This is a genomic window from Chondromyces crocatus, from assembly GCF_001189295.1.
Classification (GTDB): domain Bacteria; phylum Myxococcota_A; class Polyangia; order Polyangiales; family Polyangiaceae; genus Chondromyces; species Chondromyces crocatus.
This window is the reverse complement of the sequence record NZ_CP012159.1, coordinates 7357245-7377914: the sequence shown is the minus strand read 5'-3', so window position 1 is coordinate 7377914 and position 20670 is coordinate 7357245. Positions and strand designations below refer to the sequence as shown.

The 20670-nt window shown below is 70.0% G+C and carries 2 protein-coding genes (1 of these 2 cut by a window edge); both read right to left on the bottom strand.

Annotated elements, in window-relative coordinates; all coding sequences use genetic code 11:
- Positions 1 to 1910, bottom strand: the start of a protein-coding gene (locus tag CMC5_RS26630; protein ID WP_050433053.1) for a type I polyketide synthase. It extends 7456 nt beyond the left edge of the window; only the first 1910 of its 9366 coding nucleotides appear in the window; its start codon is at positions 1908 to 1910; its stop codon lies beyond the left edge, outside the window.
- The gene (locus CMC5_RS41705; RefSeq protein WP_063796354.1) at positions 1903 to 20670 is read right to left on the bottom strand and encodes a type I polyketide synthase; all 18768 of its coding nucleotides are present in this window, start codon (positions 20668 to 20670) and stop codon (positions 1903 to 1905) included. Before CMC5_RS41705 ends, CMC5_RS26630 begins: the two co-directional genes overlap by 8 nt.

Genomic DNA, 20670 nt, shown 5'->3' with positions numbered 1-20670 from the left:
ATCGCCGGCTGGGTGAAGGCCGTCTGGTCCAGCCATGTTGCATCTGCCGAGCCTCCACGGGCGAACATCACGTCCCGCAAGGGTCTGTCGAGCCGCGCATCGAGCAGAGTGCAGGCGGCATCGAAGGCCTCCCGGAAGATGGGGAAGGTCTCCCGGAGTGCGTGCCCCATCCCGAGGTACTGACTCCCTTGCCCGGTGAAGAGCAGGGCGAGCTTGCCTCGGCTCCTGGCCGCACGGATGCTGCTCTCTGGCACCCTCGTTCCGCTGGCGAGCACGCTCAGCGCCTCCAGCAAGGCGCCGCGACCTTGCGCGAGCACCACCGCCCGATGCTCGAAATGTGAGCGGGTCGTGGCGAGCGCACCTGCGACGTCCAGGAGCGCCAGATCGGGCTGCTCGCCGAGGTAGATCCCGAGCCGCTCTGCCTGCGCCCGGAGCGCGAACTCCGTCTTCCCCGACAGCAGCACCGGCAAGCTCTCGGGGATGCTCGCCACGGCCGTGGACTGACCCTCTGCCCTGCCGCTCGGCGCTTCTTCGAGCACCACGTGGGCGTTCGTGCCGCTGATCCCGAACGACGATACGCCAGCACGCCGCGGGCGGCCCTTCGCCACCCAGGGCACGGCCTCGTTCAGAAGCCGGACATTTCCCGACGTCCAGTCGACGTGCGCTGATGGGGCTTCCGCGTGCAGGGTCCGTGGCAGGAGCCCATGCTGCAGGGCGAGGACCATCTTGATCACGCCTGCAACGCCGGCAGCCGCCTGGGTGTGGCCGAGGTTCGATTTGATGGAACCGAGCCAGAGCGGCCGCTCGGCGGGGCGAGCCTGGCCATAGGTGGCGAGGAGGGCACGGGCTTCGATGGGGTCCCCGAGGGGAGTCCCCGTGCCATGGGCCTCCACGACGTCCACATCTGCGGGAGAGAGCCTGGCGCCATCGAGCGCCTGCCGGATCACGCGCTCCTGCGCGGGGCCATTGGGCGCAGTGAGCCCCTGGCTCTTGCCATCCTGGTTGACGGCGGAGCCGCGGACGACAGCGAGCACGGGGTGTCCGAGCCGGCGTGCATCGGAGAGCCGCTCCAGCAGCAGCATCCCCACACCTTCGGCCCACCCGGTCCCGCTGGCCTGCGCGGAGAAGGCTCGACAGCGCCCATCCTCGGAGAGCGCACGCTGACGGCTGAACTCGATGAACGAACTCGGAGTCGCCATCAACGTGACCCCGCCTGCGAGGGCCAGAGTGCACTCGCCGAGACGCAGCGCCTGACAGGCGAGGTGCAACGCGACGAGCGACGCGCTGCACGCCGTGTCGACACTGACCGCTGGGCCCTCGAGGCCGAGCGTGTAGGCGATGCGCCCGGAGGCGACACTGCACGTGGTACCTGTTCCGATGTGCCCTTCCAGCGCGTCCGGGGCCTGGAGGAGGCTCCCTGCATAACCCTGGTCGATGATGCCGATGAAGACACCCGTCGCGCTGCCCTGAAGGGAGCCCGGGTCGATCCCCGCGCGCTCGATGGCTTCCCACGAGGTCTCCAGCAAGAGGCGTTGCTGTGGATCGATGGTGAGCGCCTCGCGCGGACTGATGCCGAAGAAGGCCGGATCGAAGTGGCCGGCGGCGCGAAGGAACCCGCCTTCGCGCACGTAACTTTTCCCTCTGGCGTCCGGATCCGGATCGTAGAGCGCGTCGAGGTCCCAGCCCCGCTCGGCAGGGAACACGGAGACCGCGTCGGTGCCCTCGCACAAGAGCTTCCAGAGGTCCTCCGGTGTCTGTACGCCCCCGGGATACCGGCAGCTCATCGCGACGATCGCGACGGGCTCGTGCCCCTGAGCTTCCAGCTCCTTCAGCCGCTGCTGGGTCTGATGCAGCTCCACCGTGACGCGCTTGAGGTACTCGAGAAGCCTCTCCTCATTGGCACTAGCCATTGCCAGCTCCGCTTGCTCCCAGGTTCTGATCGATGAAGTCGAACAGCTCGTCGGCGGTGGCAGCCCGGAGCCTGGTCTCGACGTTCTCGTCGTCGGCCTTCTCGGCTGTCCCCTGGCCAGGATCTCCCGTCGACCCCAGCCCTGCGCCCCACCTCGACAGCAGCGCTTGCAAGCGACCTGTGATCCCCGAACGTGCGAGATCCTCTGGAGACATCGCCGAGAGGAGAGCCTCCAGCCTGTCGAGTTCCGCGCTTGCAGGCCCGTGTCGGGTTGCCTCACCGGGGAGCACCTCCGCCCGTAGAAACCGGGCGAGAGCGGAGGGGGTCGGGTGGTCGAAGAGCAGTGTCGCCGGCAGCCGCAGGTCGGCAGCCTGCGCGAGGCGATTGCGCAGCTCGACGGCCATGAGCGAGTCGAGGCCGAGCTCCTGGAGGGGACGGCTCGGCTCGATGACGGCCGCTTCTCCTAGCCCGAGCACAGTGGCCGCCTCGGCCTGCACGAATTCGAGGAGAGCGCGGTCACGCTCCAGCTCGGAGAGGCGGCCCAGCCGTGCGACCAGCGGAGCGATCGACGTCGCTGGGAGTGCCGCGGCGGGGCGTGGTCCCGTCGCGGAGGCGAGGGAGCGGAGCATGGCGGGGAGTGTGGTGACGCGGTCACGCCACGCGGCGCCGTGAAAGCGTGCCGGGACAAGGAGAGGCTCGGGAAGCTTCGTGGCAACGTCGAACAGAGCGAGACCATCCACCGTTGCGAGGGGTGAGATGCCGTCGCGCGAAAGCCGGCCCAGATCGGCCTCCCCCAGGTGTGCCGTCATCCCCGTGCGCTGCTCCCAGTAGCCCCACGCGAGCGACGAGGCAGGCAAGCCCTCGGCGCTGCGACGGTGGGCGAGCGCGTCGAGGAAGGTGTTGGCGGCGGCGTAGTTGGCCTGGCCTGGACCGCCCAGCACGCCGGCGAGGGAGGAGAAGAGCACGAACACCGCGAGATCGTGGCCCCGCGTGAGTTCGTGCAGATGGATCGCTGCATCGACCTTGGGAAGGAATGCGCTGTCGATGCGCTCCGGCGACATCGTGCTGAGAAGCCCATCGTCGAGCTGCCCGGCAGCGTGGACGACCGCGGTGAGGGGATGCGCCTCGGGAATGGATGCCAGAATCTCCGAGAGCACCAGGCGATCGGAGACATCACACGCAGCGAGTTCCACATGCGCTCCTGCAGCCATGAGTTCCTGGACGAGATCCTCCGCCGCCGGTGCTGCCGACCCACGTCGAGAGACGAGGACGAGACGCCTGACGCCATGAGCCGTCACGAGGTGGCGCGCCAGCAGGGCACCCAGCGTGCCGGTTCCTCCGGTGATCAACACCGTGCCGCTCGGGTCGAGAGTGCGCGGCGTGGTCAGCACGAGCTTCCCGACATGACGAGCCTGTGCGAGGACGCGGAAGGCTTCGGGAGCGCGCCGGAGATCCCAGACCGACGTGGGGAGCGGGCGGAGGACTCCCTGCTCGAACAAGGCGAGCACCTCGGACAGCATCTCCTGGATGCGGTGAGGGCCTGCCTCGATCAGATCGAAGGCTCGGTAAACGACCCCTGGGTGGAGCGTGGCGACATGCTCGGCAGAGCGGATGTCGGTCTTGCCCATCTCCACGAAGCGCCCCCCGCGAGGCAAGAGACGCAGGGAGGCATCGACGAACTCGCGGGCGAGGCAGTCGAGGACGACATCCACGCCCTCGCCCTGGGTCGTCCGGAGAAAATGAGGTTCGAAGTCCAGCGAGCGCGACGATGCGGTGTGGTCCTCGTCGACGCCGAGCGCGCGAAGCGTGTCCCACTTGGTCGGGCTGGATGTGGCGAAGACCTCGGCCCCCAGATGGCGCGCGAGCTGGACCGCGGCCATCCCGACCCCCCCTGCTGCAGCATGCACGAGCACGCGCTCCCCTGGCTGGAGACGCGCCAGATCGACGAGAGCGTAGTAGGCCGTCAGAAAAACGACGGGCACACCGGCCGCCCGAGCGAAAGACCAGCCCTCTGGGACATGCGCGAGGAGGCGGTGGTCAGCGATGGCGAGCGAACCAAAGGCGCCATGAAAAATGCCCATGACGCGATCCCCTGGCGCCACGAGGTGGACGCCCTCGCCGACCTCGACGATGACGCCCGACCCCTCGAACCCCAGCGGCCCTGCCTCCCCGGGATACATCCCCAGCGCGTTGAGCACGTCGCGGAAGTTGAGCCCTGCTGCGCGGACCTCGAGGCGAACCTGTCCGGGAGCGAGCGGCGCAGTGGCCTCCGGGTTTGCGACCAGTGCCAGGGCATCGAGCGTCCCCTTCGTGCGTGTGTCGAGACGCCATGCGCGCGTCTCTTCGGGCAGCGGCAGGGTCTCCGTGGGGCGGGGGCGCACGAGGCGAGGAACCAGCGCATTCCCTTGCCGGATCGCGACCTGTGGCTCCTCGGTCGCGATGGCTTGCGTCAGCATCTCGGCGGATGTCGGATGGGTATCGAGGTCGACGAGCAGGATGGCTCGATCCGGGTGCTCGGACTGAGCGCTCCGGATGAGGCCCCACAGGGGGGCGTGGGCGAGATCCAGGACGTCCTCTCCTGGACGAGTGGCGATGGCCCGCCGGGTGACGAAGGCGAGCCGGCACGACTCCATGTGGTCGTCGGCCAGGAGTTCCTGGAGCAGCGTGAGCGCTTGGCGCGTGGCTTCATGAGTCTTCTGCAGCACGTCCCCGGTCGTCTCTGGAAACGCAACGACGATGACCTCGGGGGTCGGAGCGCCGTGCGTGAGCGCTGCCCGGAGGGTCGCGAGATCGGCGTACCGCGTGACGTCGACGGAGCGATCTGGCGAGGGCATGACGAGGTCCCCCTCGCCGATCTCGAGGAGCGCCCAGTGCTCGTGGTGTTCTGTGGCGGAGGCGAGAGACAGCGCCGTCCAGTCGACGCGGAACAGCGAGTCCTGGGTGCGAGCGGAGGCGCTGCGGAGCTGAGACGGCGACGCAGACCGTGTCCGTAGGCCTTCCACGGACCCGACCGGGTTCCCCGAGGTGTCCGCGATGGCGAGCGATGCGGCGTTCTGCGCGTGGGCTCGCGTGAGTCGGACACGGAGGGAAGTCGCGCCGGTGGCAAAGAGGGAGACGCCCTCCCAGGCGAAGGGGAGAGGGAGGTGCTGGTCGACCGGGAGCGAGGCGAGGGCGAGGGGGTGGAGCGCGGCGTCGAGAAGGGCCGGGTGGAGGTTGAAGCGGAGAGGGGGGCCGGAGGTGTCCTGGGGAAGTGCGACCTCGGCAAAGAGGTCGTTGCCGCGCGTCCAGGCGGCCTCGAGACCCTGGAACTCGCGGCCGTAGGCGTAGCCCGCCTCGGCGAGGCGGTCGTAAGCGCCTTCGAGGTCGAGGGGGACGGCGCCAGGCGGAGGCCATGGGTGAAAGTCGGAGGCAGCCGCGGGGACGGGAGCGCTCCCGGGCGCCAGTCCGAGCCTGCCGGTGGCATGGCGCATCCACGGTGCGTTGTCGGAAGGCCCCTCAGGACGGGCGTGGAAGGTCAGGGCGCGTCGCCCCTGGGGGTCGGGGGGGTCGACGGAGAGCTGGAGCTGGACGGCGCCATGGGAGGGCAGCAGCAGGGGTGCTTCGAGGGTGAGTTCGTCGATGCGGTCGAGCCCGAGGCGGAGAGCGGCGACGAGGGCCATCTCGAGAAAGGCGGTGGCGGGGAGCAGGACGGCACCGAAGACGGCGTGCGCGGCGAGCCAGGGATGGGTGTGCAGGCCGATGCGTCCGGTGAAGAGGAAGGCATCACGGTCAGCGAGGTGGACGGCGGCACCGAGCAAGGGATGGCCGGGCGAGGTGAGACCGGCAGACGCGACATCGGCGCGGGTGGAGGAGGGGACATCGAGCCAGTAGCGCTGGCGCTGGAAGGGGTAGGTGGGCAGGGGGATGCGGCGTCCCTCGGGCCAGAGGGCGGCTGCATCGAGCGCGAGCCCCTGGACGGCGAGCGCTGCGAGCGAGAGGAGCAAGCGCTGCAGATCGCCTTCATCGCGTCGCAAGGAGCCGGTGACGGCGGCGGTGCGAGGAGAGGCCTCGACAGTCTCGTGCAGCGCGAGGGAGAGGACGGGGTGAGGGCTGAGTTCGACGAAGAAGCGGTGTCCGTCGTCGAGCAGGGCGACGGTGGCATCAGCGAACAGAACGGTGTGTCGGAGGTTGCGGAACCAGTACGCCGGCGTGAGGTCGGTGCCCTCGATGCGCTGTCCGGTGACGGCGGAGTAGAGCGGCAGGCGCGTGGGGCGCGGCTGGATGGGAGCGAGGGCGTCGAGCAGGGGTTGTCGAAGGGGCTCGACGTGATGGGAGTGGGAGGCGTAGTCGACGCGCACCCTGCGTGCGAAGACGCCCTCGGCGTGGAGCTTTTGGAGCAGGGCATCGAGGGCGTCGCCGTCGCCGGAGACGACGCAGGAGCGCGGGCTGTTGATGGCCGCGAGGGCGAGGTGGTCGTCGAAAGGCTTCAGAATCTCCAGCACACGCTCGTGCGGCAGCTCGACGGCCGCCATGGCGCCGTGCTGAGGAAGGGTGGCGATGGCGCGGCTGCGGAGCGCGACGATGCGGGCCGCATCCTCCAGCGACAGGGCGCCAGCGACGTGAGCGGCCGCGATCTCGCCCTGGCTGTGACCGACGACGGCATCGGGCAGGACGCCGAGCGAGCGCCAGACTTCCGCGAGCGCGACCATGACCGAGAAGAGGACGGGCTGGACGACGTCGACCCGGTCGAGCGAGGCCACCTCGCCCTTGCCGCGCAAGACATCGAGCAGGGACCAGTCGACATGGGGCGAAAGCGCCTCTGCACAAGCGAGGATGTGCTGGCGGAAGACATCCGAGGTCTCGAGCAAGGCCCTGGCCATGCCGACCCACTGCCCCCCTTGCCCCGGAAAGACGAAGACGCACTTGCCGTCGATCCTGGCCTCCCCGAGCACGACCTGAGCCGCGGACCGTCCCTCGGCGAGGGCGCCCAGCGCATCGAGCAGCTCGTCCCGGCTCGCCACGACGAGGGCGGCGCGGTGCTCGAACTGCGAGCGCGCGGTGGCGAGCGTGTAGCCGACGTCGCTCGGGCACAGCTCCGGATGCGCTTCCAGATGGCATCTGAGCTGCTCGGCTTGCGCCCGCAGCGCCTCCTCGCTTTTTGCGGACAGCAGCAAGGGCATCGCAGCCGGCTGCTCGGGTGATGTCCCCCCTTCCGCCGCGTGGTGAGCTTCCGCTGCACGTGGGACTCCTTCGATGAGAGGGGGCGCCTCTTCGAGAAGGACATGCGCATTGGTGCCGCTGATGCCGAAAGCAGAGACGCCAGCGCGGCGGGGCGCGTCCCCAGCGGGCCAGGGTTCGGGCTGGGTCAGGAGGCGGACCGTCCCCTGCGACCAGTCGACATGAGGGGAGGGGGCATCGGCATGCAAGGTCCTGGGCAGCGACTCGTGCTGCAGGGCGAGGACCATCTTGATGACGCCAGCAACCCCGGCGGCGGCCTGGGTGTGGCCGAGGTTGGACTTGATGGAGCCGAGCCACAGGGGCCGCTGCTGGGACCGCGCCTTGCCGTAGGTGGCGAGCAAGGCCTGCGCCTCGATGGGATCACCCAGCGTGGTGCCGGTGCCATGGGCCTCGACGACGTCGACTGCTGCCGGGTCGAGCCGCGCATTGTCGAGTGCCTGACGGATGACACGCTGCTGCGCGGGACCGTTCGGTGCAGTGAGCCCTTGGCTCTTGCCATCCTGGTTGACGGCGGAGCCTCGGAGGACGGCGAGCACGGGATGGCCGAGCCGGCGCGCGTCGGAGAGCCGCTCGAGCAGCAGCACGCCGACCCCCTCGGCCCAGCTGGTCCCGTCGGCCTCGGCCGAGAACGACTTGCAGCGCCCATCGGACGCCAGCCCCCGCTGCCGGCTGAACTCGACGAAGACCGCAGGGGTGGCCATGAGGGTGACCCCACCTGCCAGCGCCAGCGAACACTCCCCCTGGCGCAGCGCCTGACAGGCGAGGTGCAGTGACACCAGCGATGAACTGCACGCCGTGTCCACCGTGACCGCTGGACCCTCGAACCCGAATGCGAACGCGATGCGCCCCGACGCCACGCTGGCCGCGCTGCCGATGCTGACGTAGCCCTCGACCTCCTCCGGCACCTCGGCGAGCCGCGAGCCGTAGTCGTTGTACATGACGCCGACGAACACCCCGGTCTGGCTGCCCTGCAGGGACACCGGATCGATCCCGGCGCGCTCGAGGGTCTCCCACGACGTCTCCAGCAAGAGTCGCTGCTGCGGATCGATGGTGAGCGCCTCGCGGGGGCTGATGCCGAAGAACGCCGCATCGAAATGGTCGGCATCGTGAAGGAATCCCCCCTCCCGCACATAGCTCTTGCCTCTCGCATCGGGATCCGGGTCGTACAGCGCGTCCAGATTCCAGCCGCGCGCGGAAGGAAACGCGGAAATGGCGTCTCTCCCTTCGCTCAGGATCCCCCACAGGTCTTCCGGGGTCCGTACCCCCCCGGGGAAGCGACACCCCATGGATACGATGGCGATGGGATCCTTCTCGTACACCACCGTCGCAGGTTCCATCGCGCGCGGACCCGTGCTGTCGGCTGCGGGACCGAGCAGCTCCTGGTGCAATCGCCGCGCGATGGCCGTGGGGGTCGGGTGGTCGAACAGGAGCGTCGCTGGAAGCCGCAGCCCCGTGGCCGCTCCCAGCCGATTCCGGACTTCGAGTGCCATGAGCGAGTCGAGTCCAAGCGCCTGAAGCGGACGACTCGGCTCGATGGCTTCTGACGAAGCATGCCCCAGAACGCCCGCGACCTCGGCGCGCACCAGGTCGAGCAACGCACGCTCTCCGTCGGGCTCGGACAGCGCGGCGATGCGCGGCTCGAGCGCCGATGGCCTGTCGTCCCGGACCCTCGCCGGGTGAATGGCGGCTGTACGAACCAGCCCTCGAAGCACGCATGGCAAGGCAGCTCCCGCACGCTGCGAGACGCCTGCGAGACGTGCTGGAACCAGCGTGGCCTCCTCCCGTCTCAGCGCAGCATCGAAGAGCGCGAGTGCGTCCTCGGTCGGCAGCGCCTCCAGGCCGAGGTGAGCCAACCGTGCGACATCCCCCTCCGTGAGGTGTGAGGTCATGCCACTGCGTTCGGCCCAGTATCCCCAGGCGAGCGATGTGGCTGGCAGCCCATGTGCTCTCCTGTGGTGTGCGAGTGCGTCCAGGAAGACGTTGGCTGCCGCGTAGCTGCTCTGCCCCGCTGTCCCGAGGAGACCGGCGATGGAGGAGAAGAGCACGAACGCCGTGAGCGGGAGGCCTTCGGTCAGCTCGTGCAGGTACACCGCGGCGTCCACCTTGGGTCGCAGCACCCCGTCCACCCGCTCAGCGGTCAAGGTGTCGAGCACCCCGTCGTCCAGCACCCCGGCCGCGTGGATCACACCCGTCAGCGGATGCTCTCGTGAGACCGACGCAACGAGCTTGTGCAGCGCTTCGCGGTCACCGACATCACAAGCCGCGAAGGTCACCTGGGCTCCTGCTGCGACCAGCGTTCGTTCCAGATCCTCGGCACCCCGTGCGGCGCGACCGTGCCGTGAGGTGAGGAGCAGGTGTCTCACCCCGTGCTTGGCCACGAGATGGCTGGCGAGTCGGGATGCCAGGACGCCCGTACCCCCGGTGATGAGGACCGTTCCCTGAGGATCCAGCGCGCGACCCTCTGCGCCGGGGGACACCTCGACCCGCAAGAGCCTCGGAACGAGAAGGAGCCCGTCGCGCAGGGCGAGCTGTGGCTCTCCCGACGTCATCGCCGATGGCAGCGCGCGCCAGGACGCATCCTGCTCGTCCACGTCGACGACCCTGATGGATCGCTCGGGATGTTCGGATTGCGCCGTGCGTACCAGGCCCCAGACCGGAGCCTCGCTCAGCGCGAGCACATCCTCGTCCGGTCGCGTCGCCACCGCGCGGCGTGTGAGGATGACCAGCCGACAACGCGCCAGCCTCGCATCGGCCATCCAGGCCTGGAGGAGGGAGAGCGCTCGATGGGTCGCCCCGTGAGCGGCCTGTGCCCGATCGCCGTCTCCCGTCGTTGCCAGGACCACGACGACATCAGGAATCGGTGCCCCCTCGTCGAGAGCGTTCCGGAGAGCGTGCAGGCTGGCGTGACGCTCTCCTGGCAGTACGCCGAGCCCCTCCACGTCGTCTGTTCCAAGGAGAACCCAATGAAGCGTGGAAGCCGGCCGAGAGACGTCGGGAAGGGGTTTCCAGGCGATGTGGTAGAGCGATCCCTTGCGTGCGGTACCTGCGTCCTGGAGCTGCGCTGCGGTCGCTGGCCGCGTGTGAAGGGACTCCACGAAGGCGACAGGCGCTCCCCTTGCGTCCGCGATGGTGAGTGACGCCGAGTTCTGCGCGTGGGCTCGCGTGAGTCGAACGCGGAGGGAAGAGGCGTCGCTGGCGAAGAGGGAAACACCCTCCCAGGCAAAGGGGAGGTGGAGGTGCTGGTCGGTCGAGAGTGAGGCGAGGGCGAGGGGGTGGAGCGCGGCGTCGAGAAGAGCCGGGTGGAGGTTGAAGCGGAGTGATTGGCTGGCGCTGTCTCGGGGAAGTGCGACCTCGGCAAAGAGGTCGTTGCCGCGCGTCCAGGCGGCCTCGAGACCCTGGAACTCGCGGCCGTAGGCGTAGCCCGCCTCGGCGAGGCGGTCGTAAGCGCCTTCGAGGTCGAGGGGGACGGCGCCAGGCGGCGGCCATGAGCGCAAGTCGGAGGTAGCCGCGGGGACGGGAGCGCTCGCGGGCGCCAGCCCGATCTTGCCGGTGGCATGGCGTATCCAGGAGGCATCGTCGGAAGCCCCGTCAGGACGGGCGTGGAAGGTCAGGGCGCGTCGCCCTTGGGGGTCGGGGGAGTCGACGGAGAGCTGGAGCTGGACGGCGCCGTGGGAGGGCAGCAGCAGGGGCGCTTCGAGGGTGAGCTCGTCGATGCGGTCGAGGCCGAGGCGAAGGGCAGCGACGAGAGCCATCTCGAGAAAGGCGGTGGCGGGGAGCAAGACGGCACCGAAGACGGCGTGCGCGGCGAGCCAGGGATGGGTGTGCAGGCCGATGCGTCCGGTGAAGAGGAAGGCATCGCGGTCAGCGAGGTGGACGGCAGCGCCGAGCAAGGGATGGTCGGGCGAGGTGAGACCGGCAGAAGCGACATCGGCGCGGGTGGAGGCGGGGACATCGAGCCAGTAGCGCTGGCGCTGGAAGGGGTAGGTGGGCAGGGGGATGCGGCGTCCCTCGGGCCAGAGGGCGGCTGCATCGAGTGTGAGCCCCTGGACGGCGAGTTCTGCGAGCGAGAGGAGCAAGCGCCGCAAGTCGCCCTCGTCACGGCGCAAGGAGCCGGTGACGGCGGCGGTGTGCTGGGAAGCCTCGATGGTCTCATGCAGCGCGAGGGAGAGGACGGGGTGAGGGCTGAGTTCGACGAAGAAGCGGTGCCCGTCGTCGAGCAGGGCGACCGTGGCGTCTGCGAAATGGACGGTGTCGCGGAGGTTGCGAAACCAGTACGCCGGGGTGAGGTCGGTGCCCTCGATGCGCTGTCCGGTGACGGCGGAGTACAGGGGCAGGCGTGAGGGACGTGGCTGGATGGGAGCGAGGGCGTCGAGCAGGGACTGTCGTAGGGGCTCGACGTGATGGGAGTGGGAGGCGTAGTCGACGCGCACCCTGCGTGCGAAGACGCCCTCGGCGTGGAGCTGGTGGAGCAGGGCGTCGAGGGCGTCGCCGTCGCCAGCGACGACGCAGGAGCGCGGGCTGTTGATGGCTGCGAGTGCGAGGTGGTCGCCAGAGCTGGTGAGGCGTTCCAGAAGGCGCTCGTGCGGAAGCTCGACGGCCGCCATGGCGCCGTGCTGAGAAAGGGTAGCGACGGCGCGGCTGCGGAGCGCGACGATGCGGGCCGCATCCTCCAGCGACAGGGCACCAGCGACGTGAGCGGCCGCGATCTCGCCCTGGCTGTGACCGACGACGGCATCGGGCAGGACGCCGAGCGCGCGCCAGACTTCCGCGAGCGCGACCATGACCGAGAAGAGGACGGGCTGGACGACGTCGACCCGGTCGAGCGAGGTGGCCTCGTCTTCGCTCCGCAAGACGTCGAGCAGGGACCAGTCGACATGGGGCGAAAGCGCCTCTGCACAAGCGAGGATGTGCTTGCGGAAGACATCCGAGGTCTCGAGCAGGGCCCTGGCCATGCCGACCCACTGCCCCCCTTGCCCCGGGAAGACGAAGACGCACTTGCCATCGACCTTGGCTTCCCCGAGCACGACCTGAGCCGCCGACCGTCCCTCGGCCAGGGCGCCCAGCGCATCGAGCAGCTCGTCCCGGCTCGCCACGACGAGGGCGGCGCGGTGCTCGAAGCGAGCGCGCGCCGTGGCGAGCGTATGTCCGATGTCGTTCGGGCTCAGCTCTGGATGCGCTTCCAGATGGCATCTGAGCTGCTCGGCTTGGGCTCTCAAGGCCCCCCCGCTTCTTGCGGACAGCAGCAAGGGAATTGCGGTCGGCTGCTGGGGCAGCGTTTCTCCTTCCGCGTGGTGGGCTTCCCGTGCACGTGGGGTCCCTTCGACGAGAAGGGGCGCCTCTTCGAGAAGGACATGCGCATTGGTGCCGCTGATGCCGAAGGCAGAGACGCCAGCGCGCCTCGGCGCGCCTCCAGCCGGCCATGCGACCGATTGAGTCAGGAGGCGGACCGTCCCCTGCGACCAGTCGACATGAGGGGAGGGGGCGTCGGCATGCAAGGTCCTGGGCAGCGTTCCGTGCTGCAGGGCGAGGACCATCTTGATGACGCCAGCGACCCCGGCGGCGGCCTGGGTGTGGCCGAGGTTGGACTTGATGGAGCCGAGCCACAGGGGCCGCTGCTGGGACCGCGCCTTGCCGTAGGTGGCGAGCAAGGCCTGCGCCTCGATGGGATCGCCGAGCGTGGTGCCGGTGCCATGGGCCTCGACGACGTCGACTTCAGCCGGGTCGAGCCGCGCATTGTCGAGTGCCTGACGGATGACACGCTGCTGCGCGGGACCGTTCGGTGCAGTGAGCCCCTGGCTCTTGCCATCCTGGTTGACGGCGGAGCCTCGGAGGACGGCGAGCACGGGATGGCCGAGCCGGCGCGCATCGGAGAGCCGCTCGAGCAGCAGCAGGCCGACCCCCTCGGCCCAGCTGGTCCCGTCGGCCTCGGCCGAGAACGACTTGCAGCGCCCATCAGATGCCAGCCCTCGCTGCCGGCTGAACTCGATGAAGATGTTCGGCGTCGCCATCACGCAGGCCCCACCTGCCAGCGCCAGCGAACACTCCCCCTGGCGCAGCGCCTGACAGGCGAGGTGCAGTGACACCAGCGACGAACTGCACGCCGTGTCCACCGTGACCGCTGGCCCTTCGAGCCCGAGCGTGTAGGCGATGCGTCCCGACGCCACGCTGGCCGCGCTGTCGATCCAGACATGCCCGTCGAGCATCTCCGGCGCATGGGCCAGGCGCGCCCCGTAGTCGTTGTACATCACCCCGAGGAAGACCCCCGTCTGGCTCCCCTGGAGCGACGACGGCGCGATGCCCGCGCGTTCGATGACCTCCCATGACGTCTCGAGCAAGAGCCGCTGCTGCGGATCGATCAGCCGTGCCTCGCGCGGACTGATCCCGAAGAACGCTGGATCGAACCGATCCGCCTCGTGAAGGAAGCCTCCCTCTCGCGCGTAACTCTTGCCCCTGGCCCCCGGATCCGCATCGAAAAGCGCCTCGAGGTCCCAGCCGCGTTCGGCGGGAAACCCGGAAATGGCGTCCCTCTCCTCGCGCAGTAGCTCCCACAGCGCTTCTGGCGTCCTCACGCCGCCCGGGAGGCGGCAGCTCATCGCGACGATGGCGATGGGCTCCCTCTCGGCGACGCCCGGGTCTTCGAGTGACTGGCTCCTTGGCGCCGAGCCCGTCACCTCCGCTCCACCATCGAAGCACGCCTCGCCCAGCCGTCGCGCGAGGGCTGAAGGCGTGGGATGGTCGAACAGCAGCGTGGCGGGCAGTCGCAGCCCCGTCGCCGCGCCGAGCCGGTTGCGCAGCTCGACGGCCATCAGCGAGTCGAGGCCCAGCTCCTGCAAAGGGCGCTCGGGCTCGACGGCGCTCGCCGCTGCGACGCCGAGCACCGTGGCCACCTCGGACCGCACCAGCTCCAGCAGCCCACGATCGCGCTCTCCCCCGGACAGGGCGGCCAGGCGCCCCGTGGGCGTCGCGGCGGGACCTCCCGCTCCTGTGACCGCACGCCTCGGCGAACGGCGAACGAGGCCCTGAAGCAGCGGAGGCACGGCATCGCTCGACCTGCGGAGGAGTTCCAGATCGAACCGCGCGGGGATGAGTGTGGCGTCGGGACGCTCGATGGCTGCATCGAAGAGGGCGAGCCCCTCTTCGGCCGGGAGAGGCGCGATGCCCAGCCGTGCCAGCCGCTTCAGATCGGCGCTCCCCAGGTGCGCGGTCATCCCGCTGCGCGCGGACCAGTACCCCCAGGCGAGCGAGGTGGCGGGCTGCCCTCGTGCTCTCCTGTGATGGGCCAGCGCGTCCAGAAAGGTGCTGGCTGCCGCGTAGTTGCCCTGACCCAGACCGCCCAGCACGCCGAGCACCGACGAGAACAGCACGAAGAACGCCAGGTCCTGACCTGCCGTGAGTTCGTGCAGGTGCAGCGCCCCGTCCACCTTGGGATCGAACACGCGAGCGACGTGCTCCTCCGTGAGGGAGCCGAGCACCCCGTCATCGAGCCTGCCTGCGGCGTGGATGACACCGACCAAGGGCTGCTCCGGCGGGATCGAGGCCAGAAGTTGCTCCAGCGCCCCTCGATCACGGACGTCACATGCGGCCAGCGTGACCCGCGCGCCGGCGGTCGTCAGCTCGCGCATCAGCGCCTCGGCTTCCGGTGCCGCGCCGCCCGCGCGTGACGTCAGGAGCAGGTGCCGGACCCCGTGCTGGACCACGAGGTGCCGGGCAAGCAGCGCGCCCAGGACCCCCGTCCCCCCCGTGATGAGCACCGTCCCTTCGCGCTTCAGCGGAGACCTCGCGGCGCTCGCCCCGGGCGATGGATTCACCCGAACGATCCCGGGAGTCCACAGCGCGCCTCCACGCACGGCGAGCTGAGGCTCCCGGGAGGCGATCGCAGCGCCCAGCATCCGGACGGACTTCTCCTCCTCGTCGAGATCGACGAGTCCGAGCGCACGATCCGGATGCTCGGACTGCGCCGTCCGGACGAGCCCCCAGAGCGGCGCCTGAACGAGGCTCGGAACATCCTCGTCGGGCAGCGCCGCGACGGCGCGGCAGGTGAGCAGCACGAGCCGACGCGCTGCCAGGCGGTCGTCCGCGATCCAGCCCTGAAGAAGCTGGAGGAGGGCGTGGGTGGTGCGATGGATGGCGTCCGTGCCTTCCTCGCCGTGCGTCGACAGCGGGACGAGGACCACCTCAGGGACTGCCTCCCCGCGATCGAGCGCTGCGCCGAGCGCCGCGAGATCGGCGTACCGGGCCAGCGAGGGGTCCTGTGCCAGAAGCGGAGCCACCATCCCGGCCCCCTCTGCTCCGAGCAGCGCCCAGCGCTCCAGGGCGGGCCGGACCGAAGAGGGGGTCCGCATTGTCCAGCCCACCCGATAGAGCGATGCGTGCTGAGAGGGGAGTGTCCTCGCGAGCTGCTCTGCCGACGCAGAGCGCAGGAGCAGATCGTCGACCGACGCGACGATCTCACCCGACCCGTCAGCGATGGTCACCGAGACGGCATCACGCTGCGGCTCGCGTGAGAAGTGGACGCGGAGCTCCGACGCGCCCACCGCGCGCAAGGACACCCCCTCCCAGGAGAAAGGAAGCGCCACCTCGCCCGCGCTCACCGGCGTACCGAGGATCAGCGCATGAAGTGCGGCGTCGAGAAGGGCCGGGTGGAGGTTGAAACGGAGCGGAGGGCCGGCGCTGTCTCGGGGAAGTGCGACCTCGGCAAAGAGGTCGTTGCCGCGCGTCCAGGCAGCCTCGAGACCCTGGAACTCGCGGCCGTAGGTGTAGCCCGCCTCGGCGAGGCGGTCGTAAGCGCCGTGGAGGTCGAGGGGGACGGCGCCAGGCGGCGGCCATGAGCGCAAGTCGGAGGTAGCCGCGGGGACGGGAGCGCTCGCGGGCGCCAGCCCGATCTTGCCGGTGGCATGGCGTATCCAGGAGGCATCGTCGGAAGCCCCGTCAGGACGGGCATGGAAGGCCAGGGAGCGCCGCCCCTGGGTGTCAGGGGGGTCGACGGAGAGCTGGAGCAAGACGGCGCCATGGGAGGGCAGCAGCAGGGGTGCTTCGAGGGTGAGTTCGTCGATGCGGTCGAGCCCGAGGCGGAGAGCGGCGACGAGGGCCATCTCGAGGAAGGCGGTGGCGGGGAGCAGGACGGCGCCGAGGACGGCGTGCGCGGCGAGCCAGGGATGGGTGTGCAGGCCGATGCGTCCGGTGAAGAGGAAGGCATCGCGGTCAGCGAGGTGGACGGCAGCGCCGAGCAAGGGATGGTCGGGCGAGGTGAGACCGGCAGAAGCGACATCGGCGCGGGGAGAGGAGGGGACATCGAGCCAGTAGCGCTGGCGCTGGAAGGGGTAGGTGGGCAGAGGGACGCGGCGTCCCTCGGGCCAGAGGGCGGCTGCATCGAGCGCGAGCCCCTGGACGGCGAGTTCCGCGAGCGAGAGGAGCAAACGCCGCAGGTCGCCCTCGTCACGGCGCAAGGAGCCGGTGACGGCGGCGGTGTGCTGGGAAGCCTCGATGGTCTCGTGCAGCGCGAGGGAGAGGACGGGGTGAGGGCTGAGTTCGACGAAGAAGCGGTGTCCGTCGTCGAGCAAGGCGACGGTGGCGTCTGCGAAGTGGACGGTGTGGCGGAGGTTGCGAAACCAGTACGCCGGGGTGAGGTCGGTGCCCTCGATGCGCTGTCCGGTGACGGCGGAGTACAGAGGCTGGCGCGAGGGGCGCGGCTGGATGGTGGCGAGGGCGTCGAGCAGGGATTGTCGAAGGGGCTCGACGTGATGCGAGTGGGAGGCGTAGTCGACGCGCACCCTGCGTGCGAAGACGCCCTCGGCGTGGAGCTTTTGGAGCAGGGCGTCGAGGGCGTCGCCGTCGCCGGAGACGACGCAGGAGCGCGGGCTGTTGATGGCCGCGAGTGCGAGGTGGTCGCCAGAGCTGGTGAGGCGTTCCAGAAGGCGCTCGTGCGGAAGCTCGACGGCCGCCATGGCGCCGTGCTGGGAGAGGGTGGCGATGGCACGGCTGCGGAGCGCGACGATGCGGGCCGCATCCTCCAGCGACAGGGCGCCAGCGACGTGAGCGGCCGCGATCTCGCCCTGGCTGTGACCGACGACGGCATCGGGCAGGACGCCGAGCGAGCGCCAGACTTCCGCGAGCGCGACCATGACCGAGAAGAGGACGGGCTGGACGACGTCGACCCGGTCGAGCGAGGTGGCCTCGTCTTCGCCCCGCAAGACATCGAGCAGGGACCAGTCGACATGGGGCGAAAGCGCCTCTGCACAAGCGAGGATGTGCTTGCGAAAGACATCCGAGGTCTCGAGCAGGGCCCTGGCCATGCCGACCCACTGCCCCCCTTGCCCAGGAAAGACGAAGACGCACTTGCCGTCGACCCTGGCCTCCCCGAGCACGACCTGAGCCGCGGACCGTCCCTCGGCGAGGGCGCCCAGCACATCGAGCAGCTCGTCCCGGCTCGCCACGACGAGGGCGGCGCAGTGCTCGAACTGCGAGCGCGCGGTGGCGAGCGTGTAGCCGACGTCGCTCGGGCATAGCTCCGGATGCGCTTCCAGATGGCGCCTGAGCTGCTCGGCCTGCGCCTTTCGTGCCGCCTCACTCCTCGCGGAGAGGAGCACAGAAACCGCCTTCCCCGTGGCGGCTCGATCCCCCGCCTCGACCTCGGCAGCCTCGCCCCCCTGCCGCTCCACGCCTCCGCATGGCGCCTCGCCCGGCCCCTGGACCGCCTCCCATCGCGGCATGGCGCCGAGCACGTGGAGAGCCCCCAGCGCGTCCAGCATCGCCCCTCGCTCGTCCTCGCCTCTGCGAAGCGACGCCAGCACCGCCCCTCGGCGCCCCTGTTGCTTCAGGTTCGAGGTGATCGCGCGCACCGCGAGCGGATGAGGACTGACCTCCAGGAAACACGCCCACCCCTTCTCCAGGAGATGATCGATCGCCGTCGAAAAATGGACGGGGTCGCACAGATTCCGCATCCAGTGCTCGGCGTCGAAGCGCTCCCCCACGAGCTGCGTCCCCGTCACCTCCGACACGATCGGCAAGCGGGCTGCGCGCGGACGCAGCTCCCTCAGGGCTTCGTGAAGCTCTTCGCGCAGATCGTCGACGAGCGGACAGTGGGGTGCCGCGTCCGTCGCCACCTGCCGACAGAAGATCCCTTGGCCCTCCAGCGTACCGAACAGCGCCTCCAGCGCCTCTGGAGCCCCTGCCAGCACCGTCGTGTCCACGCTGTGCCGGATCGCGCGGAAGAGGCGCCCCTCGTACCCCCGCAGCGCCTCGGCGGCCTCCTCCCAGGACAACCCGACGACCCCCATCCCCCCGCTCCCGTGGAGCCGCCCGAGAGCGCGCGCTTGAGCGCAGATGACGCGCATTGCCTCGTCGAGGCTCAGGACTCCGGCCACGTGAGCCGCCGCGATCTCCCCGATGCTGTGCCCCACCACCGCTGCTGGCTGGATCCCCCAGGCCTGCCAGAGGGCCGCGATGGCGATCTCGAGCGCCACGATCGCGGGAAAGCTCACCTCGACGCGATCGAGGCGCGAACGGTCGTGACCCGTCAGCACGTCCAGAAGCGACCACCCCAGGTGCTGCTGGATGCACGCTTCGCACTGCAGGAGCACCGACCGGAACACCGGCTCCTCGTGCAGCAGCCGGAGGCCCATCCCGGGCCACTGCGCCCCCTGGCCGCCGAACACGAACACCACCCCTGGTGCCCCCTCGGGGGCTGCTCGACCGAGCGACACGCCCACCCGCGCCTGCCCCTCGATCACCCGCTGAAGATGCTCCTCCAGCGCCTGCACGGAGCGCGCGGTCACCGCGGCCCGATGCCTCCCGGAGCGTGACTCCACCGCCGCTCGGGCGCAGAGGATCGCCAGGGCGTCCTCGTCTCTCGACGCCCTCGACGCCTCCAGCCACCGCCGCGCCTGCGCGCGCAGCGCCTCCTCGCTCTCGGCGGCCAGGGGCAGCAGATGCGTCCGCGCCGACGGCCACTCCGAGACGACCACATGGCAGTTCGTCCCTCCCATGCCGAACGAGCTGACCCCGGCCAGGAGCGGCCGGTCCATGTCGGGCCAGGGACCCAGCGCCCCCTGCACGTCCAGGTTCAGCGCCTCCAGGGGAATGTGCGGGTTCGGCTCCTCGAAGTGGAGGCTCGGCGCGATCTGCCGATGCCTGATGCAGAGCACCACCTTGAGCAGCCCCACGATGCCTGCTGCCCCCTCCAGGTGCCCCACGTTGGTCTTCGCCGAGCCCACCCGCAGTGCACGTCCGGGAGACCGCCCCTTGCCCAGCACCTCACCGAGGGCCGCCGCCTCGATCGGATCTCCCAGCGCCGTCCCGGTGCCGTGCAGCTCCACGTACTGCACCTCCCCGGGCTCCAGGCCCGCCCGCCCGTAGGCGAGGCGCAGCATCTCCGCCTGGGCCACGGGACTGGGCGCCGTCAGCCCGTTGCTGGCGCCATCGTTGTTCACGGCGCCCCCCAGGAGCACGCAGTGAATCGGATCGCCGTCCGCGAGGGCGCGCGACAGCCGCTTCAGCACCACCACCCCGCCCCCTTCGCCCCTCACGTACCCGTTCGCCCGCGCATCGAACGTGAAGCACCGTCCATCCGGCGACAGCCCACCGAACTTGCTCATCCCGATCGCGCTCTCGGGAAGCAAGTTCAGGTTCACGCCGCCCGCGAGCGAGATCTCCGACTCCCCGCGGCGCAGGCTCTCGCAGGCGAGCTGCACGGCGACCAGCGCCGCCGAGCAGGCCGAGTCGATCGTCATGCTGGGCCCGCGCAGCCCGAGCGTGTACGACACCCGGTTCGCGATCAGGCTCCGGTGGTGCCCCGTCACCGTGTGCTGGGTGATGGCGTCCGCCCCGTGCCGGTAGAGCATCGTCGCGTAGTCGTCCCAGATCGACCCGAAGAAGACGCCAGTCCGGCTTCCCTTCAGCCGCGCTGCCACGATCCCTGCGTCTTCGAGCGCCTCCCAGCTCAGCTCCAGCATGAGCCGCTGCTGGGGATCCATCGCGGCGGCCTCCCGCGGAGAGATGCCGAAGAACGCGGGATCGAACCCGTCGATCCGGTCGAGAAATCCCCCTCGCCGGGTGTTCATCTTCCCGGAAGCAGCGCGATCGGCGTCGAAGAAGTCGTCCGCATCCCATCGGTCCCGCGGTGTCTCCGTGATCGCATCCACCCCGTCACGCAGGAGCCGCCAGAAGGCTTCGGGCGAAGGCGCTCCCGGGAAGCGGCACGCGATGCCGACGATGGCCACGGGCTCCTTCTCTGCGCTCTGGACTGCTGCACCGGTGACCGTGGAACCCTCGCCGCAGGCCGCTGCTCCGTTCAGGTGACGTGCGAGGCTGCGTGGCGTCGGAAACTGCCAGACGAGGAGCGGGGACAGCGGGCGCCCGAGCTGCGAAGCGAGCCGCGCGACCATGGCCGCCGCGCCCCTCGAGTCCAGCCCATGACGTTCGAACGACGCGTCGACCTCGATCGCTCCCGGCGCGAGGCCGAGCTCTTCCCCGAGGAAGGCTGCGATCGAGGCGCAGAGGTGATCCTCCGCCTGCGCCGACTGCGGATTGGCGTGCTTGCTCGTCAT